At 61.7% G+C, this 16036-nt stretch carries 15 protein-coding genes and 1 pseudogene; 6 read left to right on the top strand and 10 right to left on the bottom strand.

Annotated elements, in window-relative coordinates:
• Positions 1-15: 15 nt before the first annotated feature.
• The 5 genes and pseudogenes from M9924_12845 to M9924_12825 form a co-directional block, all read right to left on the bottom strand.
• A pseudogene (locus M9924_12845) lies at positions 16-189 on the bottom strand (fumarylacetoacetate hydrolase).
• 58 nt (positions 190-247) lie between these two features.
• On the bottom strand, positions 248-2110 hold the full coding sequence (locus M9924_12840) for an alpha/beta fold hydrolase (GenBank protein MCO5065283.1): 1863 nt from the start codon (positions 2108-2110) through the stop codon (positions 248-250).
• A gap of 26 nt (positions 2111-2136) precedes the next feature.
• Positions 2137-2520: a phasin family protein gene (locus tag M9924_12835; protein MCO5065282.1), complete on the bottom strand. Its 384-nt coding sequence runs from the start codon at positions 2518-2520 to the stop codon at positions 2137-2139.
• A 90-nt stretch (positions 2521-2610) separates the two neighbouring features.
• Positions 2611-3129, bottom strand: coding sequence for a GNAT family N-acetyltransferase (locus M9924_12830; GenBank protein MCO5065281.1), 519 nt, complete (start codon positions 3127-3129; stop codon positions 2611-2613).
• Positions 3130-3180: 51 nt separating this feature from the next.
• Positions 3181-4221 carry a zinc-dependent alcohol dehydrogenase family protein gene (locus M9924_12825; protein MCO5065280.1) on the bottom strand — a complete coding sequence of 347 codons (1041 nt, stop codon included), beginning with the start codon at positions 4219-4221 and terminating at the stop codon, positions 3181-3183.
• 140 nt (positions 4222-4361) lie between these two features.
• Here M9924_12825 and M9924_12820 point away from each other — a divergent pair, with 140 nt between their 5' ends.
• The 6 genes from M9924_12820 (at position 4362) to M9924_12795 (ending at position 11110) form a co-directional block, all read left to right on the top strand.
• Complete coding sequence (locus M9924_12820; protein MCO5065279.1) at positions 4362-4892, top strand: flavin reductase family protein; 531 nt, start codon at positions 4362-4364, stop codon at positions 4890-4892.
• Positions 4893-5486: an NAD(P)H-dependent oxidoreductase gene (locus M9924_12815; protein MCO5065278.1), complete on the top strand. Its 594-nt coding sequence runs from the start codon at positions 4893-4895 to the stop codon at positions 5484-5486. It abuts the gene before it with no gap.
• Positions 5487-5553: 67 nt separating this feature from the next.
• Positions 5554-5937, top strand: coding sequence for a hypothetical protein (locus M9924_12810; protein ID MCO5065277.1), 384 nt, complete (start codon positions 5554-5556; stop codon positions 5935-5937).
• A 237-nt stretch (positions 5938-6174) separates the two neighbouring features.
• Entirely contained in the window at positions 6175-7245 is a 1071-nt protein-coding gene (locus M9924_12805) for an HlyD family efflux transporter periplasmic adaptor subunit (protein ID MCO5065276.1), read from the top strand.
• Complete coding sequence (gene rbbA, locus M9924_12800) at positions 7242-9998, top strand: ribosome-associated ATPase/putative transporter RbbA (GenBank protein ID MCO5065275.1); 2757 nt, start codon at positions 7242-7244, stop codon at positions 9996-9998. Before M9924_12805 ends, rbbA begins: the two co-directional genes overlap by 4 nt.
• Positions 9998-11110, top strand: a complete 1113-nt coding sequence (locus M9924_12795) for an ABC transporter permease (protein MCO5065274.1) — start codon at positions 9998-10000, stop codon at positions 11108-11110. Before rbbA ends, M9924_12795 begins: the two co-directional genes overlap by 1 nt.
• 7 nt (positions 11111-11117) lie before the next feature.
• On the opposite strand, the gene M9924_12790 is transcribed toward M9924_12795, so the two are convergent.
• From M9924_12790 to M9924_12770, 5 genes are read right to left on the bottom strand one after another with little or no spacing between them, the layout of a single operon-like run.
• Positions 11118-12257, bottom strand: coding sequence for an amidohydrolase family protein (locus M9924_12790; GenBank protein ID MCO5065273.1), 1140 nt, complete (start codon positions 12255-12257; stop codon positions 11118-11120).
• A 38-nt stretch (positions 12258-12295) separates the two neighbouring features.
• On the bottom strand, positions 12296-13000 hold the full coding sequence (locus M9924_12785; GenBank protein MCO5065272.1) for an ABC transporter ATP-binding protein: 705 nt from the start codon (positions 12998-13000) through the stop codon (positions 12296-12298).
• Entirely contained in the window at positions 12993-13760 is a 768-nt protein-coding gene (locus M9924_12780; GenBank protein ID MCO5065271.1) for an ABC transporter ATP-binding protein, read from the bottom strand. Before M9924_12780 ends, M9924_12785 begins: the two co-directional genes overlap by 8 nt.
• The gene (locus tag M9924_12775) at positions 13760-15067 is read right to left on the bottom strand and encodes a branched-chain amino acid ABC transporter permease (GenBank protein MCO5065270.1); all 1308 of its coding nucleotides are present in this window, start codon (positions 15065-15067) and stop codon (positions 13760-13762) included. The genes M9924_12780 and M9924_12775 overlap by 1 nt, the downstream gene beginning before the upstream one ends.
• On the bottom strand, positions 15064-16005 hold the full coding sequence (locus M9924_12770; GenBank protein ID MCO5065269.1) for a branched-chain amino acid ABC transporter permease: 942 nt from the start codon (positions 16003-16005) through the stop codon (positions 15064-15066). Before M9924_12770 ends, M9924_12775 begins: the two co-directional genes overlap by 4 nt.
• Between the last annotated feature and the right edge of the window lie 31 nt (positions 16006-16036).

The following is a 16036-nucleotide window of genomic DNA, read 5'->3' as shown; positions in this document are numbered from 1 at the left end:
TGCCCGAGGAGCGGGTCAGATGAGTCTTCGCGCGGAAAGGTTCTGCATCAACGCCCGGATGCCGAATGTCCATTCAGGGCATTCTGTCGAAAGCCGCACAGCGTTTGTCAGTCGACCCAGTCCGCGCGCCGAGATCGTGACAACATCTCCGATCTTGTGGGTAAAGCCTTCGCCGGCAACGTCGCGATTCAAATGCCACGGCATCGCTCGGCGGACAGGATGGCACGCTGAAGCGGGCCGTCAACTCCTAGGGCTGCAGCACATAAGTGCCGGGCGCGGGACAAAGCGACGGCACTTCCACGGAATTCGCGGGCACATCATGTCCGGGGCGCGCCCTCAGCCAGTTCACCCAGGCCGGCCACCATGAGCCTTGCTGCTCGGTGGCCACTGCTGCCCATTCGTCGGGGTCGGGATGCGGCTCGCCGTGGCGGTATTTCAGATGCCGGTACGATCGGTGTGGGTGACCCGGCTCCGACACAATACCGGCATTGTGCCCGCCGCTGGTCAGCACGAAATCCATATCTGTGTCGAGCAGATGGGTAAGTTTGAAGACCGAGCGCCACGGAGCCACATGGTCCGTTACGGTGCCGACGCCAAAAACCGGAACGTCGATGTCCTCAACGTGCACGGCTCGACCGTCCGTCCGGAAACGACCCTGCGCAAGATCGTTGTGCAGATAGAGCTGCCGCAAATATTCGGAATGCATGCGAAAGGGCATGCGGGTTGCATCCGCGTTCCATGCCATCAGATCCGTCATCGGCGCGCGTTCGCCCATCAGATATTCATGAACCATTCGAGACCAGACAAGGTCCTGCGATCTCAGCATCTGGAAGGCGCCGGCCATGCGCCGCTGGTCGAGCATCCCCTCCGCCCACATCACGTCTTCGAGCAAAGAAATCTGGCTTTCGTCGATGAACAGTCCAAGCTCGCCGGGCTCCTCGAAATCGGCCTGCGCGGCGAAGAGCGAAAGGCTGGCGAGGCGGTTGTCGCCGTCCCGCGCCATGGCGGCGGCAGCGATGGTGAGCAGCGTTCCGCCCAGGCAGTAGCCGACGCCATGGACCTTTTGCACAGCGGTTAGCGCAGCAACCTCGTCAAGCGCCGCCATGATGCCCAGCTTGCGATAGTCCTCCAGACCAAGCTCGCTGTCCCCTCTTCCGGGATTGCGCCATGAGATGCAAAAGACCGTGAAGCCGCTGTCGACCAGATAGCGCACCAGCGAATTGCCGGGCGACAAATCCAGAATGTAGTACTTCATGATCCAGGCGGGCACGATCAGGATCGGTTCAGCCCGCACCGTTTCTGTCGTTGGCCGGTAGCGGATGAGTTCGATCAGTTCGTTCCGGAACACTACATCGCCCGGCGTGACGGCGACTTCGACGCCCGGTCGGAAATGCTCCGCGCCCGGCGGCGGCTTGCCTTCTGCCGTCCGCTGGAAATCCTCGACAAGGTTCTGGAACCCCGAAAGCAGGTTCGCGCCGCCTGCGCGCAGCGTCTTGTCGATCACCTCCGGATTGAGCGCCCACTGGTTCGACGGCGACAGCATGTCGAGAAGCTGGCGGCTGTAGAACTCCACAAGCTGTTCATGCTTTGCCGTGACGCCCTGCACGTCCGTGGTCGCGTTGTGCCACCATTGCTGGCTCAACAGGAATGACTGGTAGATCGCGCTGTAGGGGAAAGATTGCCAGGACGGATGCTGGAAGCGGCGGTCCTGCGGCAAAGGCGAGATGCACGGAGCGGCCGTATCCGGCTGGGCCATGCAACGGGCGAGGAAATGCTGGAAGCGCACCGCCTTTTCGACCGCCTTGGTCTGCAACTCGCGTTGCTTGCCGGGCGATGTCATCAGGTGCAGCGCCCAATCCTGCCACGCTTGCGCGAGGCTGACGGGCGAAAGACCGAGTGTCGCCGATGACATCCACGCATGGAAAAGCCGGTCGACATCGCGATAGACGCTCGAGGGAGCGGCCTGCGCCGTCTCGCCGCTTTCGGTCGCAGGCAAGCTTGCCGCATCACCCTTCGCGACTTGGGCGCTCAAGGCCCGATCGGCGCCATCCTCCGTGACCGTGGCTTTGCCCCGCGTGTCCAATGGCAATGCCGTTCCTGCGCCAGCCATTCCCTTGACCCCCGCGCGCCAGACCTTCAGGCGGCTGTCGCCGCCGCAATGTCCTCGATGGTCTGGTCGGTTTCTTCGCGCACGCGCTTTGCGGTCTCGGAAGCGAGCTTTGATCCCAGCGATGCGAATTTGCCGACCTCGGCGCTGTATTCCGACGCCGCGTTCTGCACGAAATTGCTCACGATATCGAACGTATCATTGAACTCGTCGCTTGAGGCAAGGTCGTCCATCAGCTTCATATCCTGCTCGCAACGCCGCTTCATGAAGCCGAGCGTTTCGATCTGATAGCGCATCAGTGCCTTGAATGCATGAGCCTGAAGTTGCGTCGTGGCATGAAAAAGCTTCTGGCCGTTCGCGATATACGGCGAGGACGGCATGGCAAGGGACGACAGGTCGAACTTTGCTTGCATGGTCAAATCTCCGAATTGCGTGCTGGTACAAACCGAATGATACGCGCGGCGTTCTTGCCGCGCGTTGATTTCGATCAAGGTGGCGCGGCTTCAGTTGAGCTTCTTGCGGATCAGCACCAGTGTCGGGTCCTCGGAATAGAATTCCGCGACGAAGCCCTGCTCCCGCTCCAGTTCGATTGCCTCATGATTTTCACGGCTTTCCAGCGATTCGAGCGTTTCAACGCCCTTTGCTTCGGCAAACCGGCAGATGTGGCGAAGCAGTTCCCAGCCGATACCCTTGTGCTTGTCTTCCGCGCGCACGGAGATTGCCACTTCGCCCTTCTTCAAGCCGCTGTCACAAGCCAGCATGGCCGTCGCGACGATGGTCTTTCCATCGTCCGCGAAGGCAAGGAAATTCTCGGTCTGCCGATGGTCGACCTGCGTCATCGCGACGAGACGGTCGTGGCTCACTTTGTGAATGCCGCCCAGGAACCGGAAGCGCAGATCTTCCGGCGTCACATGTTCGAAGAACTCCGCCAGCGCCGCCTCGTCGTCAGGCCGGACCGGGCGAACGTGAAGCGCCAGCCCGGCGCGCGTGGTGAGGTCGCGGCTCCAATCGTCTTTTGCCATGTCATTGCTCCAGAATGGTTTTTTCCAGCCGTTCGCACGTCCGGAGCCTCGTCATGCGTTCTCGATGATGACCTTGAGCGCATGTGTTTTTGCCGCACTGCCGAACGTCTCATAGGCGTCCAGTATCTGGTCCAGCTTGAAGCGGTGGGTGATGAGCTTGGATGGATCGATCTTGCCCGACCGAACGGTCTTGAGCAGCATCGGTGTGCTGACGGTGTCCACAAGGCGCGTTGTGATGTCGATATTGTGCGACCACAGCTTTTCGAGGTGCAGATCCGCCTTCACACCGTGGACGCCGACATTGGCTATGACGCCGCCCGGCGCGATGATCTCCTGGCACAACTCAAAGGTTGCCGGAATGCCGACCGCCTCGATTGCGGTGTCTACGCCGCGCCCCTCCGTCAGCGCCATCACCTGCGCCGCTGCATCCGCCCCGCTCGCCTTGACGACCGCGGTTGCTCCGAACCGTTTTGCCACCTCCAAACGGTTTTCGTCGAGATCGACCATGACAATCTCGCTTGGCGAATAGAATTGCGCCGTCAGCAAGGCCGCCAGTCCGATCGGGCCCGCGCCCACAATGCCCACAGTGCCGCCCGGCGCAACCTTGCCGTTGAGAACGCCGCACTCGAAGCCGGTCGGCAGGATGTCGCTCAGCATCACCAGCGCTTCCTCGTCGGCCCCTTCCGGGATTGGATAAAGGCTCGTGTCCGCATGCGGAATGCGCACAAACTCGGCCTGCGTGCCGTCGATGGTGTTGCCGAGGATCCAGCCACCTGTCGTGCAGTGCGAATACATGCCCTTGCGGCAATATTCGCATTTACCGCACGAGGAGATGCACGAAATCAGGACGCGATCGCCCTTCTTGAATTGGGTTACGCCAGCGCCGGTTTCCTCGACCACACCGACGCCTTCATGCCCGAGTATGCGACCGGGCGTGCAGGTCGGCACATCGCCTTTCAGAATATGCAGGTCGGTGCCGCAAATCGTCGTTCTTGTGATCCTGACGACGGCATCCGTCGGTGCGGCAATCTTCGGGACGGGCCGTTCTCCGAGCGACTTCTTGCCCGGTCCTTCATAGATGAGAGCTTTCATAGAATATCTCCTTCAGCGGCCCAGATGCCGGTTTTTTCCAGAGTGTTCGAAAATCGCAACCGCCGCATTGATATCGGTCAAAGCGAAGGGAATGCGTTTCGGGCATCTCTTTACATCCGTTGATGAACGGAGATGTGACGATGAACGAGCTCCCACTGGACAAGGTCTACCAGCTCATTGAGCCCGGCCCGGTCGTGCTTTTGACGACCAGCCAGAAGGGCCGCCCGAACGTCATGACGATGTCGTGGCACATGATGGTGGAGTTTACGCCGCCGCTCATTGCCTGCATCGTTTCGAGCGGAGATTTCAGCTTCGCCGCGCTCAAAGCCACGAAGGAATGCGTGATCGCCATTCCCGCTGTGGAGCTTGCTCGGAAGGTGGTCAAGGTCGGCAACTGCTCCGGTCAGGACACGGACAAGTTCGAGACCTGCGGGCTTACGCCCCTACCCGCCGCCTCGGCGAAGGCACCGCTTGTCGCGGAGTGCTTCGCCAATCTCGAGTGTCGGGTGGTCGATACAAAATTGGTGAACAAATACAACCTCTTCGTCTTGCAGGTCGTGAAAGCGTGGATCGATCCGGCGCAACCGGAGCCCAAGACCATCCACCATCGCGGCTATGGCAAATTCACGGTGGACGGCGAAGTCCTCCATCTTCAATCGAGGATGCCATAAATGCCACGCCGCATCCTCATCATTCTCGGCCATCCCGACGGCAGTCCGAAGCGTCTTTGCCGTGCACTTGCGGACAGCTATGCCGAAGGCGCGCTTTCGGCAGGTCATCAGGTCCGGCGCATCGACCTCGCCGAACTGGATTTTCCCCTCCTGCGAAGCACCGAGGAATTTCAGAACGGCACTGTTCCTCCCCCGCTCAGGGATGCGGTGGAAAAGATCGCCGAGGCCGAGCATATCGTCTTCGTTTTTCCGCTGTGGCTTGGCACGATGCCCGCGCTGCTCAAGGGTTTTCTGGAGCAGGTGATGCGGCCGGGCGTTGCCTTCGCCTACCCGGAGGCAGGCAAGCAAGGCTTTGCGAAAACGCTGCTCAAGGGCCGCTCGGCCCGCGTGGTCGTCACCATGGGCATGCCCGCCTTTTTCTACCGCCTCTGGTATCTTGGCCACGGCATCGCCGGGATGCGCCGCAACATCCTCAATTTCGTCGGCATCAGCCCTGTGAACGAGACGCTGTTCGGCATGGTCGAAGGTGCGGGCGACGCCAAACGCCGCGCATGGATCGAAAAGATGTGTGCGCTGGGAGCGCGCGCCGCCTGAACGTTTGATCCCAATCAAAGCACCCACCGCAAAAATGACCGATGGCTGCTGCAAAAGAGGAGATGCTATGACGAATCTGACCGATCTGACCCCCAATTTCCGCAGCATCCGGCTGCTTCTGGCGCGAGAAAAGGGCCATCCTGCCGGTGAACGCGAGGTGGGCTACGACATTCTCGCTCCGTTGGATGCGGAGGGAAAGCTGCTGGCGGCAGAATGGAAAACGCATCAGGCTGCGTGCCGGGTTCGCCAGTTCGGGACCGCAAGCGACCGCATCGGACGCTTGCGGCGCAAGCCGGGTGGCCAGTGGTATTTCGACTATGCCGAAGGCGAGCGTGACGATGAAATCGGCTTCCGCTTTGGCGACGAACGCTTCGTGGTCGGCGAATATGTGTCGATCAAGGCGGAAGGAAGCGAGCACACCTATCAGGTGGCGCGCGTCGAAAAGCCGTAACGCGGCACCGCCGCCGCCCTCATTCAGGGCCGCTGGAGCAACCCAGGATAGAACTGGGTTGCGAGCAGCGTCACGGATTGCTTCCGACGCCGTTCGCGGTCAGCATTGGCGGCGAATCGAGATGGCAATTGCCGAAATCCGATCCCGGACTCAACGAACGAGAAGCGAGCGAAACGCCATGATTGGTGTTCCACCAAGCCCCCAAAGAACCGGCCTCTTGCCGCAGAAGGTGCGCATATGAGCGGCGGGCGGCGTACATGGCTGATCGCAGGCCTGCTGGCGGCCATATTGGCCGGCGGCTACTATGTCTGGCGGCAAACGCAGCACGGCTCCCTTCCAGAGGGAATTGCGAGCGGCAACGGTCGCATCGAGGCGGTCGAGATCGACATCTCCGCAAAATCGCCGGGGCGCATCAAGGAAATTCTCGTGGACGAGGGCGCGCTTGTCAAAGCGGGCGACGTGCTCGCCCGCATGGACACCGCCCAGCTTGAGGCCCAGCATAGGCAGGCGGATGCACAGTTGCAGCGTGCAACCATAGGCGTGGACACGGCCCGGCTGCTGATCAACCAGCGCGAGGCTGAAAAGACGGCGGCGGCTGCGGTGGTCACACAACGTCAGGCTGAACTGGATGCCGCGCAGCGAAAACTGACGCGCACCGAGCAGCTTGCCGCGAACAACACAGCCTCACAGCAGGACCTCGACGACGATCGCGCTGCCTACCAGAGCGCAAAGGCGGCTGTCGCCGCGTCCGAGGCGCAACTGGCCGCGAACGAGGCGGCGATCAACGCGGCGAAAGCGCTGGTCGTGGACGCCGAGGCGGCGGTCGATTCGGCGCGCGCCGCAATCGAAGCCATCGATACGGAAATTGACGACGCGACCCTGCGCTCCCCGCGCGACGGGCGCGTGCAGTATCGTGTTGCCGAGCCCGGCGAAGTGCTGGGCAGCGGCGGCAGGGTGCTCAACCTCGTTGACCTGGAGGATGTCTACATGACGTTCTTCCTGCCCACGGCGCAGGCCGGGCGCGTGGCGATCGGCACGGAGGTGCGACTCGTTCTCGACGCCGCGCCGCAATACGTCATTCCGGCAAAGGCTACCTTTGTCGCCGATGTGGCGCAGTTCACGCCAAAGACAGTCGAAACCGAGGAGGAACGGCAGAAGCTGATGTTCCGGATCAAGGCGCGGATCACGCCCGAACTGCTGCGTAAATATATCCAGCAGGTGAAAACCGGCCTTCCGGGGGTGGCCTATATCATGCTCGACCCCAACGCCGACTGGCCGGCCAACCTGAACGGAACGCTGCTTCAATGAGCCGGGAAGCGCCGGTCGGCGGTTTTGCGGCCCGGCTGGAAGGCATCACCCTTTCCTACGGCAGCACGCTCGCGCTCGACGGCATCACCCTCGACATTCCCTCAGGCTGCATGGTCGGCCTGATCGGCCCGGACGGCGTCGGCAAATCCAGCCTTTTGTCGCTTATCGCGGGCGCGCGAACGATCCAGCAGGGCCGCGTCGAGGTGCTGGGTGGCGATATGGCCAGTTCCGCGCACCGCAATGTCGCCTATCCCCGCATCGCATATATGCCGCAGGGTCTCGGGCGGAACCTCTACCCAACCCTGTCCGTGTTCGACAATATCGACTTCTTCGGCAGGCTTTTCGGCCATCGGCGCGAGGAGCGGGAACGCCGCATCGAGGAGCTTCTGGAAAGCACCGGGCTCGCGCCTTTCGCGGACCGGCCCGCCGCCAAGCTCTCGGGCGGCATGAAGCAGAAGCTCGGCCTTTGTTGCGCGCTGATCCATGACCCCGACCTGTTGATCCTCGACGAGCCTACGACGGGTGTCGACCCCTTGTCGCGCCGCCAGTTCTGGGAGCTCATCGAGCGTATCCGCGCCGGCCGCGAAGGCATGAGCGTGATTGTGGCGACGGCCTACATGGAAGAGGCCGCGCGCTTCGACTGGCTGGTCGCGATGGACGACGCGCGCATCCTGGCTTGTGGCACGCCCGCCGAACTCCTTCACCGCACGAAGACGTCCGACCTCGATGCGGCGTTCATCGCGCTGCTTCCGGCGGAAAAACACGACGGCTATCGAAAAGTGGTCATACCGCCCCGCCCTCCCGGCTCCGATGGCGAGACGGCGATTGAGACCGAGCATCTGACGCGGCGGTTTGGCGACTTCACCGCCGTCGACGATGTCACCTTGAAGATTTCGCGCGGCGAAATCTTCGGCTTTCTCGGATCGAACGGCTGCGGCAAAACCACCACCATGAAGATGCTGACCGGGCTTCTGGAAGCCAGCAGCGGAACTGCACGGCTCTTCGGAAAGCAGGTCGACCCTCGCGACATCGAAGTGCGTCGGCGCGTCGGCTACATGTCGCAGGGCTTCTCACTCTATTCAGAGCTTACCGTTCGCCAGAATCTTGAACTGCATGCGCGCCTGTTCGGCATTCCCGCGCAGGACATTCCCGCGCGCGTCGCCGAAATGGCCGGTCAGTTCAATCTCGCCGACCAAATGGACGCCCTTCCAAACGCCCTGCCGCTCGGCATCCGCCAGCGGCTGTCGCTGGCGGTGGCGACCATCCATGCGCCCGACATATTGATCCTCGACGAGCCGACTTCCGGCGTCGATCCCGTCGCGCGGGACAACTTCTGGCGCATTCTCGCGGACCTTTCGCGGCGCCAGGGTGTCACGATCTTCGTATCGACGCATTTCATGAACGAGGCCGAGCGCTGCGACCGCATTTCGCTGATGCATGCCGGGAAGATTCTCGTCACCGACACGCCGGAGGCCATCGTCGCCAGTCGTTCGGCAGCAAGCCTTGAGGCGGCGTTTGTGGACTATCTTGAAGAAGCGGCATCGCCGGACGATGCGCCGCTGGCAGCCACTGCTGAAACCGGGCCTGCACTTATGCCCACGCCGGAAAGGGCCTCGCGGTCCCGCTTTTTCGACTTCGGCCGCATGTTCGCCTACACGCGCCGGGAGACGCTCGAACTTCTGCGCGATCCGATCCGGGCGACGCTCGCCACGCTCGGCAGCCTGCTGCTCATGTTCGTGATCGGCTACGGCATCAACATGGATGTCGAAGACCTTTCTTTCGCCGTCCTCGACAATGACGACACAACGATCAGCCGGGACTATGTGCTCCAGCTTTCAGGCTCGCGCTACTTTACGGAGAAGCCGCCGCTGAGCGGTTATGCCGACATGGACCGGCGCATGGAGAACGGCGAAATCAGCCTCGCGCTCGAAATCCCGCCGGGCTTCGGTCGCGACCTCACACGTGGTCGCGATGTCGCCGTCGGCGCATGGATTGACGGGGCGATGCCGACGCGAGCGGAAACTGTCCGTGGCTATGTCGAAGGAATGCACATGGACTGGCTCGCGCAAAAGGCCCGCGAGACATATGGGGAGGCGGCGACGCAAGGCAGTTTCCAGCTTGAGGTGCGATACCGCTACAACCCCGATGTCCGCAGCCTCGACGCCATCGCGCCCGCCGTGATCCCGATGCTTCTCCTGATGATACCGTCGATGCTGGCGGTGCTCAGCGTCGTGCGCGAGAAGGAACTCGGCTCCATCATCAACTTTTACGTCACGCCGGTGACCCGGCTCGAATTTCTGCTCGGCAAGCAGATTCCGTACATCGTCGTGGCGATGATGAATTTCCTGCTGCTGACCGCTTTCGCCATCTACGGCTTCGGCGTGCCTTTCACCGGCAGCTTCGCCACTTTCGCAGCGGCAGCACTTCTCTACGTTATCGTGACGACCGCGATGGGCCTGTTCCTCTCCACATTCATGAACAGCCAAATCGCGGCGATCTTCGCGACCGCCCTCATCACGATGATCCCCGCGTCCCAATATTCCGGGCTGATCGATCCCGTTTCGTCGCTGCAGGGCGTGGGAGCATTCATCGGCCAGATCTATCCGACGACCTATTTCGTGACCATTTCGCGCGGCACCTTCTCCAAGGGGCTCGGCTTCGAGGAATTGTCGAGTGCCTTCGTGCCGCTGCTGATCGCGGTTCCGGTGCTCATCAGCCTCGGCGCGGCGTTCCTCAGAAAGCAGGCCCGCTGATGCGCGCGGCGAACATCTTCCATCTGGGCGTCAAGGAATTGCGCGGGCTGCTGCGCGACCCGATGCTGCTGATCCTGATTGTCTATGCATTCACGGTGGCAATCTACACCGCCTCCAAGGCAATGCCGGAAACGCTTAACAGGGCGCCGATCGCCATTGTCGACGAGGACCAGTCCGCCATCTCGACACGCATCGTCAGCGCGTTCTATCCACCCTATTTCGTGCCGCCCCGGCTCATATCGCAGCAGGAGATGGACAGCCGCATGGACGCCGGCCTCGACACTTTCGCGCTCGACATCCCGCCGAATTTCGAACGCGACCTGCTTGCCGGCAACACGCCCACAATCCAGCTCAACATCGACGCCACCAGAATGTCGCAGGCATTCACCGGAGGCGGCTATGTGCAATCGATCGTCTCCGGCGAAGTCTCCGAATTTCTCGCGCGGCACAAGTCGGACGCGACATTGGCGGTCGGTCTCGATCTGAGGGCGCGCTTCAATCCCGAACTCAACAAGGGCTGGTTCGGCGCCATATCCGACGTCATCACCTCGATCACAATGCTCTCGATCATCCTGACGGGCGCAGCGCTCATCCGCGAACGCGAACACGGCACCATAGAGCACCTGCTGGTGATGCCCGTCACCGCATTTGAAATCATGGTCAGCAAGGTCTGGTCGATGGGCCTCGTGGTGCTGGTCGCGGCAGCGCTTTGCCTCGTCTTTGTCGTACAGGGCGCGCTTGCCGTGCCGATCAACGGCTCTCTCGGCCTTTTTCTTGCAGGCGCCGCTTTGGATATCTTTGCCATGACCTGCCTCGGCATTTTCCTTGCGACCGTCGCCGGTTCGATGCCGCAGTTCGGCCTGCTGCTTATGATGGTGCTCATGCCGTTGCAATTGCTTTCGGGAGGCATAACGCCGCGCGAAAGCATGCCCGAGATCATACAGTTCATCATGTTCGCAGCGCCCAACACGCATTTCGTGATGCTTGCGCAATCGGTGCTTTTCCGGGGCGCGGGGCTGGACGTGGTATGGCCGCAGCTCGCCGCCATGTTCGTCATCGGCGCAGCTTTGTTCGCCTTTTCCCTGCAACGCTTCCGGCAGTTCCTGAAATAGCCGCCGATCAGAACGACAATTGCCGGAACACGATGTCGCCCTCGCGGATCGTCATCTGCGGCAGGAGCATCTGCGGCAACGTCATCGTTTCGCCGAGCGCATTGGTCAGGCTGCGCCCGGATAGGTCGACGGCGAAAATCGCGACGTCGGCCACGGCGCCCGGCGCAAGCGTCCCTGCCCCATCGCCCAGTCCCAGCACCCTTGCCGGCGTGGCCGTGCAGGCGCGAACGACCTCCAAGAGAGAAATGCCGTGGGCCATATATCTCGACATGGTCAGCGGCAGCCCGAAGGAGATGTCGCGAAACAGCCCCGACTTGACCAGGTCGGTGCTTATGATGTCGGGGAGAAAACCGTCCGCAATCGCCCTTTGGGCGACCGCTTGCGAATGGTTCTTCTGGCCGTCCGCGGTGTCGAACAGGACACCCCTTTCCCGAGCCGCGCGTATTTTGGGCTTCACCCGTCCGTCGCCGTCGAGGATCGTGTACCCCAGTCCGTGATAGACATGGCAGGCGACATCGCCCGCGCGCAGAAGTTCGACAAGATCGCCGGGGTCGCAGGGCGGATTGGTGATGTGGACCGTGAGATTGCAGCGCAATTCGTCGGCCAGTTCAACAGCCTTTGCCAAGGGCCGAAGTCCTAGCGCGCCGACCATCTCGGCCCCGCAGCGAATTTTCAGGCCCTTCACCGTTTCGGGATAGCGGGCGAAAAACTCCTTCAGACGCCCCTTGTCGAACTTCGTGGGGTCGAGGTCTTCCGTGTGGAGGCTCGTCGTCAGCCCCTCCGAAGAGACGTTGAGCAGGGAGAGGATGCGCATCCGGCTTTGCAGCGCAACGCCCTTGATGAACGATTCCGCCGCATCGACACCTGTGCTGCCCGCATCCAGCACCGTGGTTATGCCCATCGGCAACAGCGACACGTCGGCGTCAAGGCCGTGAACGCTGCCGCCGTGGAACACATGCGCATGATGATCGATCAGCCCCGGGGTGACGATGCATCCGGTTGCGTCGATCACATCGGTCTCAGGAGAAAGCTCGCAGTCCGCCGCTGAGGCGATCCGGCCGCCCGCGATGACGATTTCGTCCTCGTGTGCATCCCCGCGGGAAGGATCGACGACCGTTCCGCCTCTGATGACGATATCTGCGTGCATTGGAAATCCTTTCGCGCCGGGTATCGCTCGTTCGGTGCTCAGGAAACCTCAAGCCATTTGCGCTTGATTTCGCCGTTGTTTGAAAATTCCGAAGGTGTCCCCTCAAAGACGACGGTGCCGTGCCCGACAACGATAACCCGCTCGACGACTTTCAGTGCAATTGTCAGTTTCTGTTCGACAAGGATGACCGCGATTCCCTTGCGCTGAATGTCGACGATCACGTTCATGACCACGTCGACGATCTTCGGCGCCAGCCCTTCGGTCGGTTCGTCGATCAGGATGAGCTTGGGATTGGTCAGGAGCGAGCGCGCCATCGTCAGCATCTGCTGCTCTCCGCCTGACAAATGCCGCGCAAGCGTATCGCGACGTTCCGCAAGGCGCGGAAAATAGGCGTACATCTGGTCGACGGTCCATTCCTCGGACGCTTGCACCGAAGAGCGTCGTCCGAGCGACAGATTTTCGTCCACCGTGAGATTCGTGAAAACCAGCCGCTCTTCCGGGACATAGGCGATGCCGCGCCGCACGATCTGGAACGGCTTTGCCCCGGTGATGTCCTCCCCTTCCATCTGGACGGAGCCGGAATATGGGACCAGGACCCCCATTATCGATTTAAGCAGCGTCGAACGGCCCGAGCCATTGCGGCCAAGTATGCTGATCGCTTCACCTTTTCCGATCCGGAACGAGAAATCCTGCAGGATCTGGCTCTCGCCATAGCCTGCGCACAAAGCTGAAACCTCAAGCATGCTCGTCGATCTCCACGCCGAGATAGGCTTCCTGCACTTTCCTGTTGCTGCGGATTTCCTCCGGCGTGCCTGTGGCGATGATCTGCCCGTAGACCAGCACCGACACCACGTCGCACAGCGAAAAGACCACATCCATGTCGTGCTCGACCACCAGCAGCGTCTTTCCCTCGGTGGTCCGTCGAATGAGTTCCACCGCACGCCGGGTCTCGTCGCGCGACATGCCTGCGGTTGGCTCGTCGAGCAGGATGATGTCGGGATCGGTGGAAAGCGACATGCCGATCTCGAGGCTGCGCTGCTCCGAATAGGAAAGGCTCCCGCCGGCCTCCTCGCTGCGATGCGAAAGCCCGATATCCTGCAACAGCGACCGCGTCTCCTCGCCTGCCCCGCGCCATGACGAAGCCGGACGCAGGAAGGAATAGCGGATGCCCTGCCGCGAAAGCCGACCGAAGCGAAGATGCTCGAAGGTCGAAAGCTGCGGGAAGAGCGAATTGATCTGGAACGAGCGGCCAAGGCCGGCGCGATTGATCAGGTGCGGAGCCTTGGTTTCGATCGGCGTGCCGTTCAGCAGGATGGAGCCGCTGGTTGCCCTCAGCCTTCCCGAAATCAGATTGAACAGCGTGGATTTGCCCGCGCCGTTCGGGCCGATGATTGCGTGCCGCTCGTTGCGCCTGACGGTGAGATCGACGCCACGAATGATCTCGATCTCGCCGAAGCTTTTCTTCAGATCGCGAATGTCCAGCACGATATCCGATTGTGCCATTATCTTCCTCCCGTCTGGCGTTGCGCCAGCGCCGTCATCAGCTTGTAGCTCCAGCGGCAAAGCGAAATTCCGACCGCGAAGCTGACGACAATAATCGCCCATGTGAACGGGCTTTCCGGGTTCCACGTCACACCGAGCACGCCAATTCCCTGTTGATCGGTCGCCGGGATCAGGGTGGTGTCGAAGACCGCATGGCCAAGCTCGACCGCCAGGATGATCGCAAGCGCGACGAGTGCCGCGCCAACCACAAAGAGAATCCACGACTTCAGCACGCCCGCAAGGCCGTAGCGCTGGAGCATCTGCCACTGGCCCTGCGCCAGTCCGAGGATCCCCGTCGGCATATACATGACGATCAGGACGAACAGGATGCCCTGATACAGCGGCCATGAGCGCGACATATCGGAGACGATGTTGCCCGCCAGCGTCATGATCGCCGCGCCGACCGCGGGCCCGAGGAACACACCGATGCCGCCGATGAAGGAATTGAGCACCACTTCGGCGGAGATGCTGTCGCTGAACACCAGATAGGTCGCGGACTCCCGGTTGATGGCCATGAGCGCGCCCGCCACGCCGGCAAACAGGCAGGCGAGGCTGAAGATCAAGGTCTTGGCGATGTGCACGTCGTAGCCGAGGAATGCGAGGCGCTCGTCATTGTCGCGGATTGCCTCGGCGGCACGGCCAAGCGGCGTGCCGATCCAGTAGCGGATCGCGATGATGCAGATGACCACCCAAAAGAGCGTCAGATAGTAGACCTGGGTGATATCGCCAAAATCGAAGCCGAGCCATGCCGGACGCCAGGCCGAGATGCCGCCCTCGCCTCCGAAAATCAGGTCGAAGGGCGTCGCGATCGACAGCATGATCTGGGCGAAGGCGACGGTGATGAGCGCGAAATAAACGCCGGTTCGCCGCGTCGCGAGCAGGCCGACCAGGCATCCGACAATCATCGCCGCGAGGCCGCCGGCAAGCGGGATGAGCGGCGTCGGAATGCTGATATCGCTCGTCTCCGCTGCCTGCATGGCGTGGATTGCCGCAAAGGTGCCGATGCCGAGATAAGCGCCATGGCCGAAGGAGAGCATTCCGGCCTGACCGTAGAGCATGTTGAAGGACATGGCGAACAGGCCCGCCACAAGCGCGTCGGCCGCAAGGCCGACATAGGCCGAGGACAGATAATAGGGCAGCACCGCAAGTATCGCGATGCCGGCGATCGGCAGCAGCCAGTAGAATGCACGGATGCTGCTCTTGCCGTTCGGCGTCATAAGCGCGCTCCCTTTGTGGACGCCCGAAGCGGGGTGCGAATTATGTGTCATCGTCCCTTCCCCAGAAGCCCTTCTGGACGCGCAAGCAGAACCAGCAGCATCAGCATGAACGGCGTTGCGCCCGAAAGCTGGGAGAGTTCAACCGTCAGGATCGAGGGACCGTCGGGCGCGGGAACATTGAAGCCCAGCGCCTGAATGAGAGTGAGCAGCGACCAGTCGAGGCCCGCCGTGAAGGATGTCACCAGGCCTACCAGCAGGGAGCCGATCAGCGCGCCGCCGAGCGAGCCGAGCCCGCCGATGACGATGACCACGAAAACCATCAACCCGACATCGGCGGCCATCGTGGGACTGGTGACGAAATAGGCCCCGGCGATTGCGCCCGCCAGCCCCGCAAGGCCGGTGCCGACGGCAAAGACCAGGAGGTGGACAAGCGGCACGTTATGCCCGAGCAATCCCACCATTTCAGGCTGGTAAACCGCCGCGCGAATAACGAGGCCGACGCGCGTGCGCGCCAGCAGCAGGTAGAGGCTGAGAAAGATGACCAGCGCTGCCAGCGCCATGAAAACGCGGTAGAACGGATATTGCGAACCCGAAAGGGACAGGATCGGGAAGCGCATATAGGCGGGCATCGAATAGTCGACCGACAGGTCGCCGAAACCCAGCCGGATCAACTCGCGTATCACCAGCGCGACCCCGAATGTCAGCAGCAGTTCATGGCCGTGACCGAGCTTGTGGACGCCTGACAGCATGTAGCGCTCCATGACGATGCCGAGCGCGCCGCAGACCAGCGGGGCGGCGACGACGCCCCACCAGAAATGGCCGGTCCCCGCCAGCACATAGCCCACATAGGCGCCAATCATGTAGAAGGAAGCGTGCGCGAAGTTGAGCACGCCCATCATGCCGAATATCAGCGTCAGCCCCGCCGAGACCAGGAACAGTATCATCCCGTAGCTGAGACCGTTGAGCAGGGAGAATGTTACATATTCCATGGCGGAACCTACATCCTGTCAAAGCGAACCA

The organism is Rhizobiaceae bacterium (assembly GCA_023953835.1).
Classification (GTDB): domain Bacteria; phylum Pseudomonadota; class Alphaproteobacteria; order Rhizobiales; family Rhizobiaceae; genus Mesorhizobium_G.
This window is presented reverse-complemented; position numbering and strand designations above follow the sequence as displayed.

What these genes read in the sequence shown, in the direction of transcription:
- M9924_12840 (MCO5065283.1), bottom strand. Translation starts at nt 2,110, where the DNA reads ATGGCTGGCGCAGGAACGGCATTGCCATTGGACACGCGGGGCAAAGCC.
- M9924_12835 (MCO5065282.1), bottom strand. Translation starts at nt 2,520, where the DNA reads ATGCAAGCAAAGTTCGACCTGTCGTCCCTTGCCATGCCGTCCTCGCCG.
- M9924_12830 (MCO5065281.1), bottom strand. Translation starts at nt 3,129, where the DNA reads ATGGCAAAAGACGATTGGAGCCGCGACCTCACCACGCGCGCCGGGCTG.
- M9924_12825 (MCO5065280.1), bottom strand. Translation starts at nt 4,221, where the DNA reads ATGAAAGCTCTCATCTATGAAGGACCGGGCAAGAAGTCGCTCGGAGAA.
- M9924_12820 (MCO5065279.1), top strand. Translation starts at nt 4,362, where the DNA reads ATGAACGAGCTCCCACTGGACAAGGTCTACCAGCTCATTGAGCCCGGC.
- M9924_12815 (MCO5065278.1), top strand. Translation starts at nt 4,893, where the DNA reads ATGCCACGCCGCATCCTCATCATTCTCGGCCATCCCGACGGCAGTCCG.
- M9924_12810 (MCO5065277.1), top strand. Translation starts at nt 5,554, where the DNA reads ATGACGAATCTGACCGATCTGACCCCCAATTTCCGCAGCATCCGGCTG.
- M9924_12805 (MCO5065276.1), top strand. Translation starts at nt 6,175, where the DNA reads ATGAGCGGCGGGCGGCGTACATGGCTGATCGCAGGCCTGCTGGCGGCC.
- rbbA (MCO5065275.1), top strand. Translation starts at nt 7,242, where the DNA reads ATGAGCCGGGAAGCGCCGGTCGGCGGTTTTGCGGCCCGGCTGGAAGGC.
- M9924_12795 (MCO5065274.1), top strand. Translation starts at nt 9,998, where the DNA reads ATGCGCGCGGCGAACATCTTCCATCTGGGCGTCAAGGAATTGCGCGGG.
- M9924_12790 (MCO5065273.1), bottom strand. Translation starts at nt 12,257, where the DNA reads ATGCACGCAGATATCGTCATCAGAGGCGGAACGGTCGTCGATCCTTCC.
- M9924_12785 (MCO5065272.1), bottom strand. Translation starts at nt 13,000, where the DNA reads ATGCTTGAGGTTTCAGCTTTGTGCGCAGGCTATGGCGAGAGCCAGATC.
- M9924_12780 (MCO5065271.1), bottom strand. Translation starts at nt 13,760, where the DNA reads ATGGCACAATCGGATATCGTGCTGGACATTCGCGATCTGAAGAAAAGC.
- M9924_12775 (MCO5065270.1), bottom strand. Translation starts at nt 15,067, where the DNA reads ATGACACATAATTCGCACCCCGCTTCGGGCGTCCACAAAGGGAGCGCG.
- M9924_12770 (MCO5065269.1), bottom strand. Translation starts at nt 16,005, where the DNA reads ATGGAATATGTAACATTCTCCCTGCTCAACGGTCTCAGCTACGGGATG.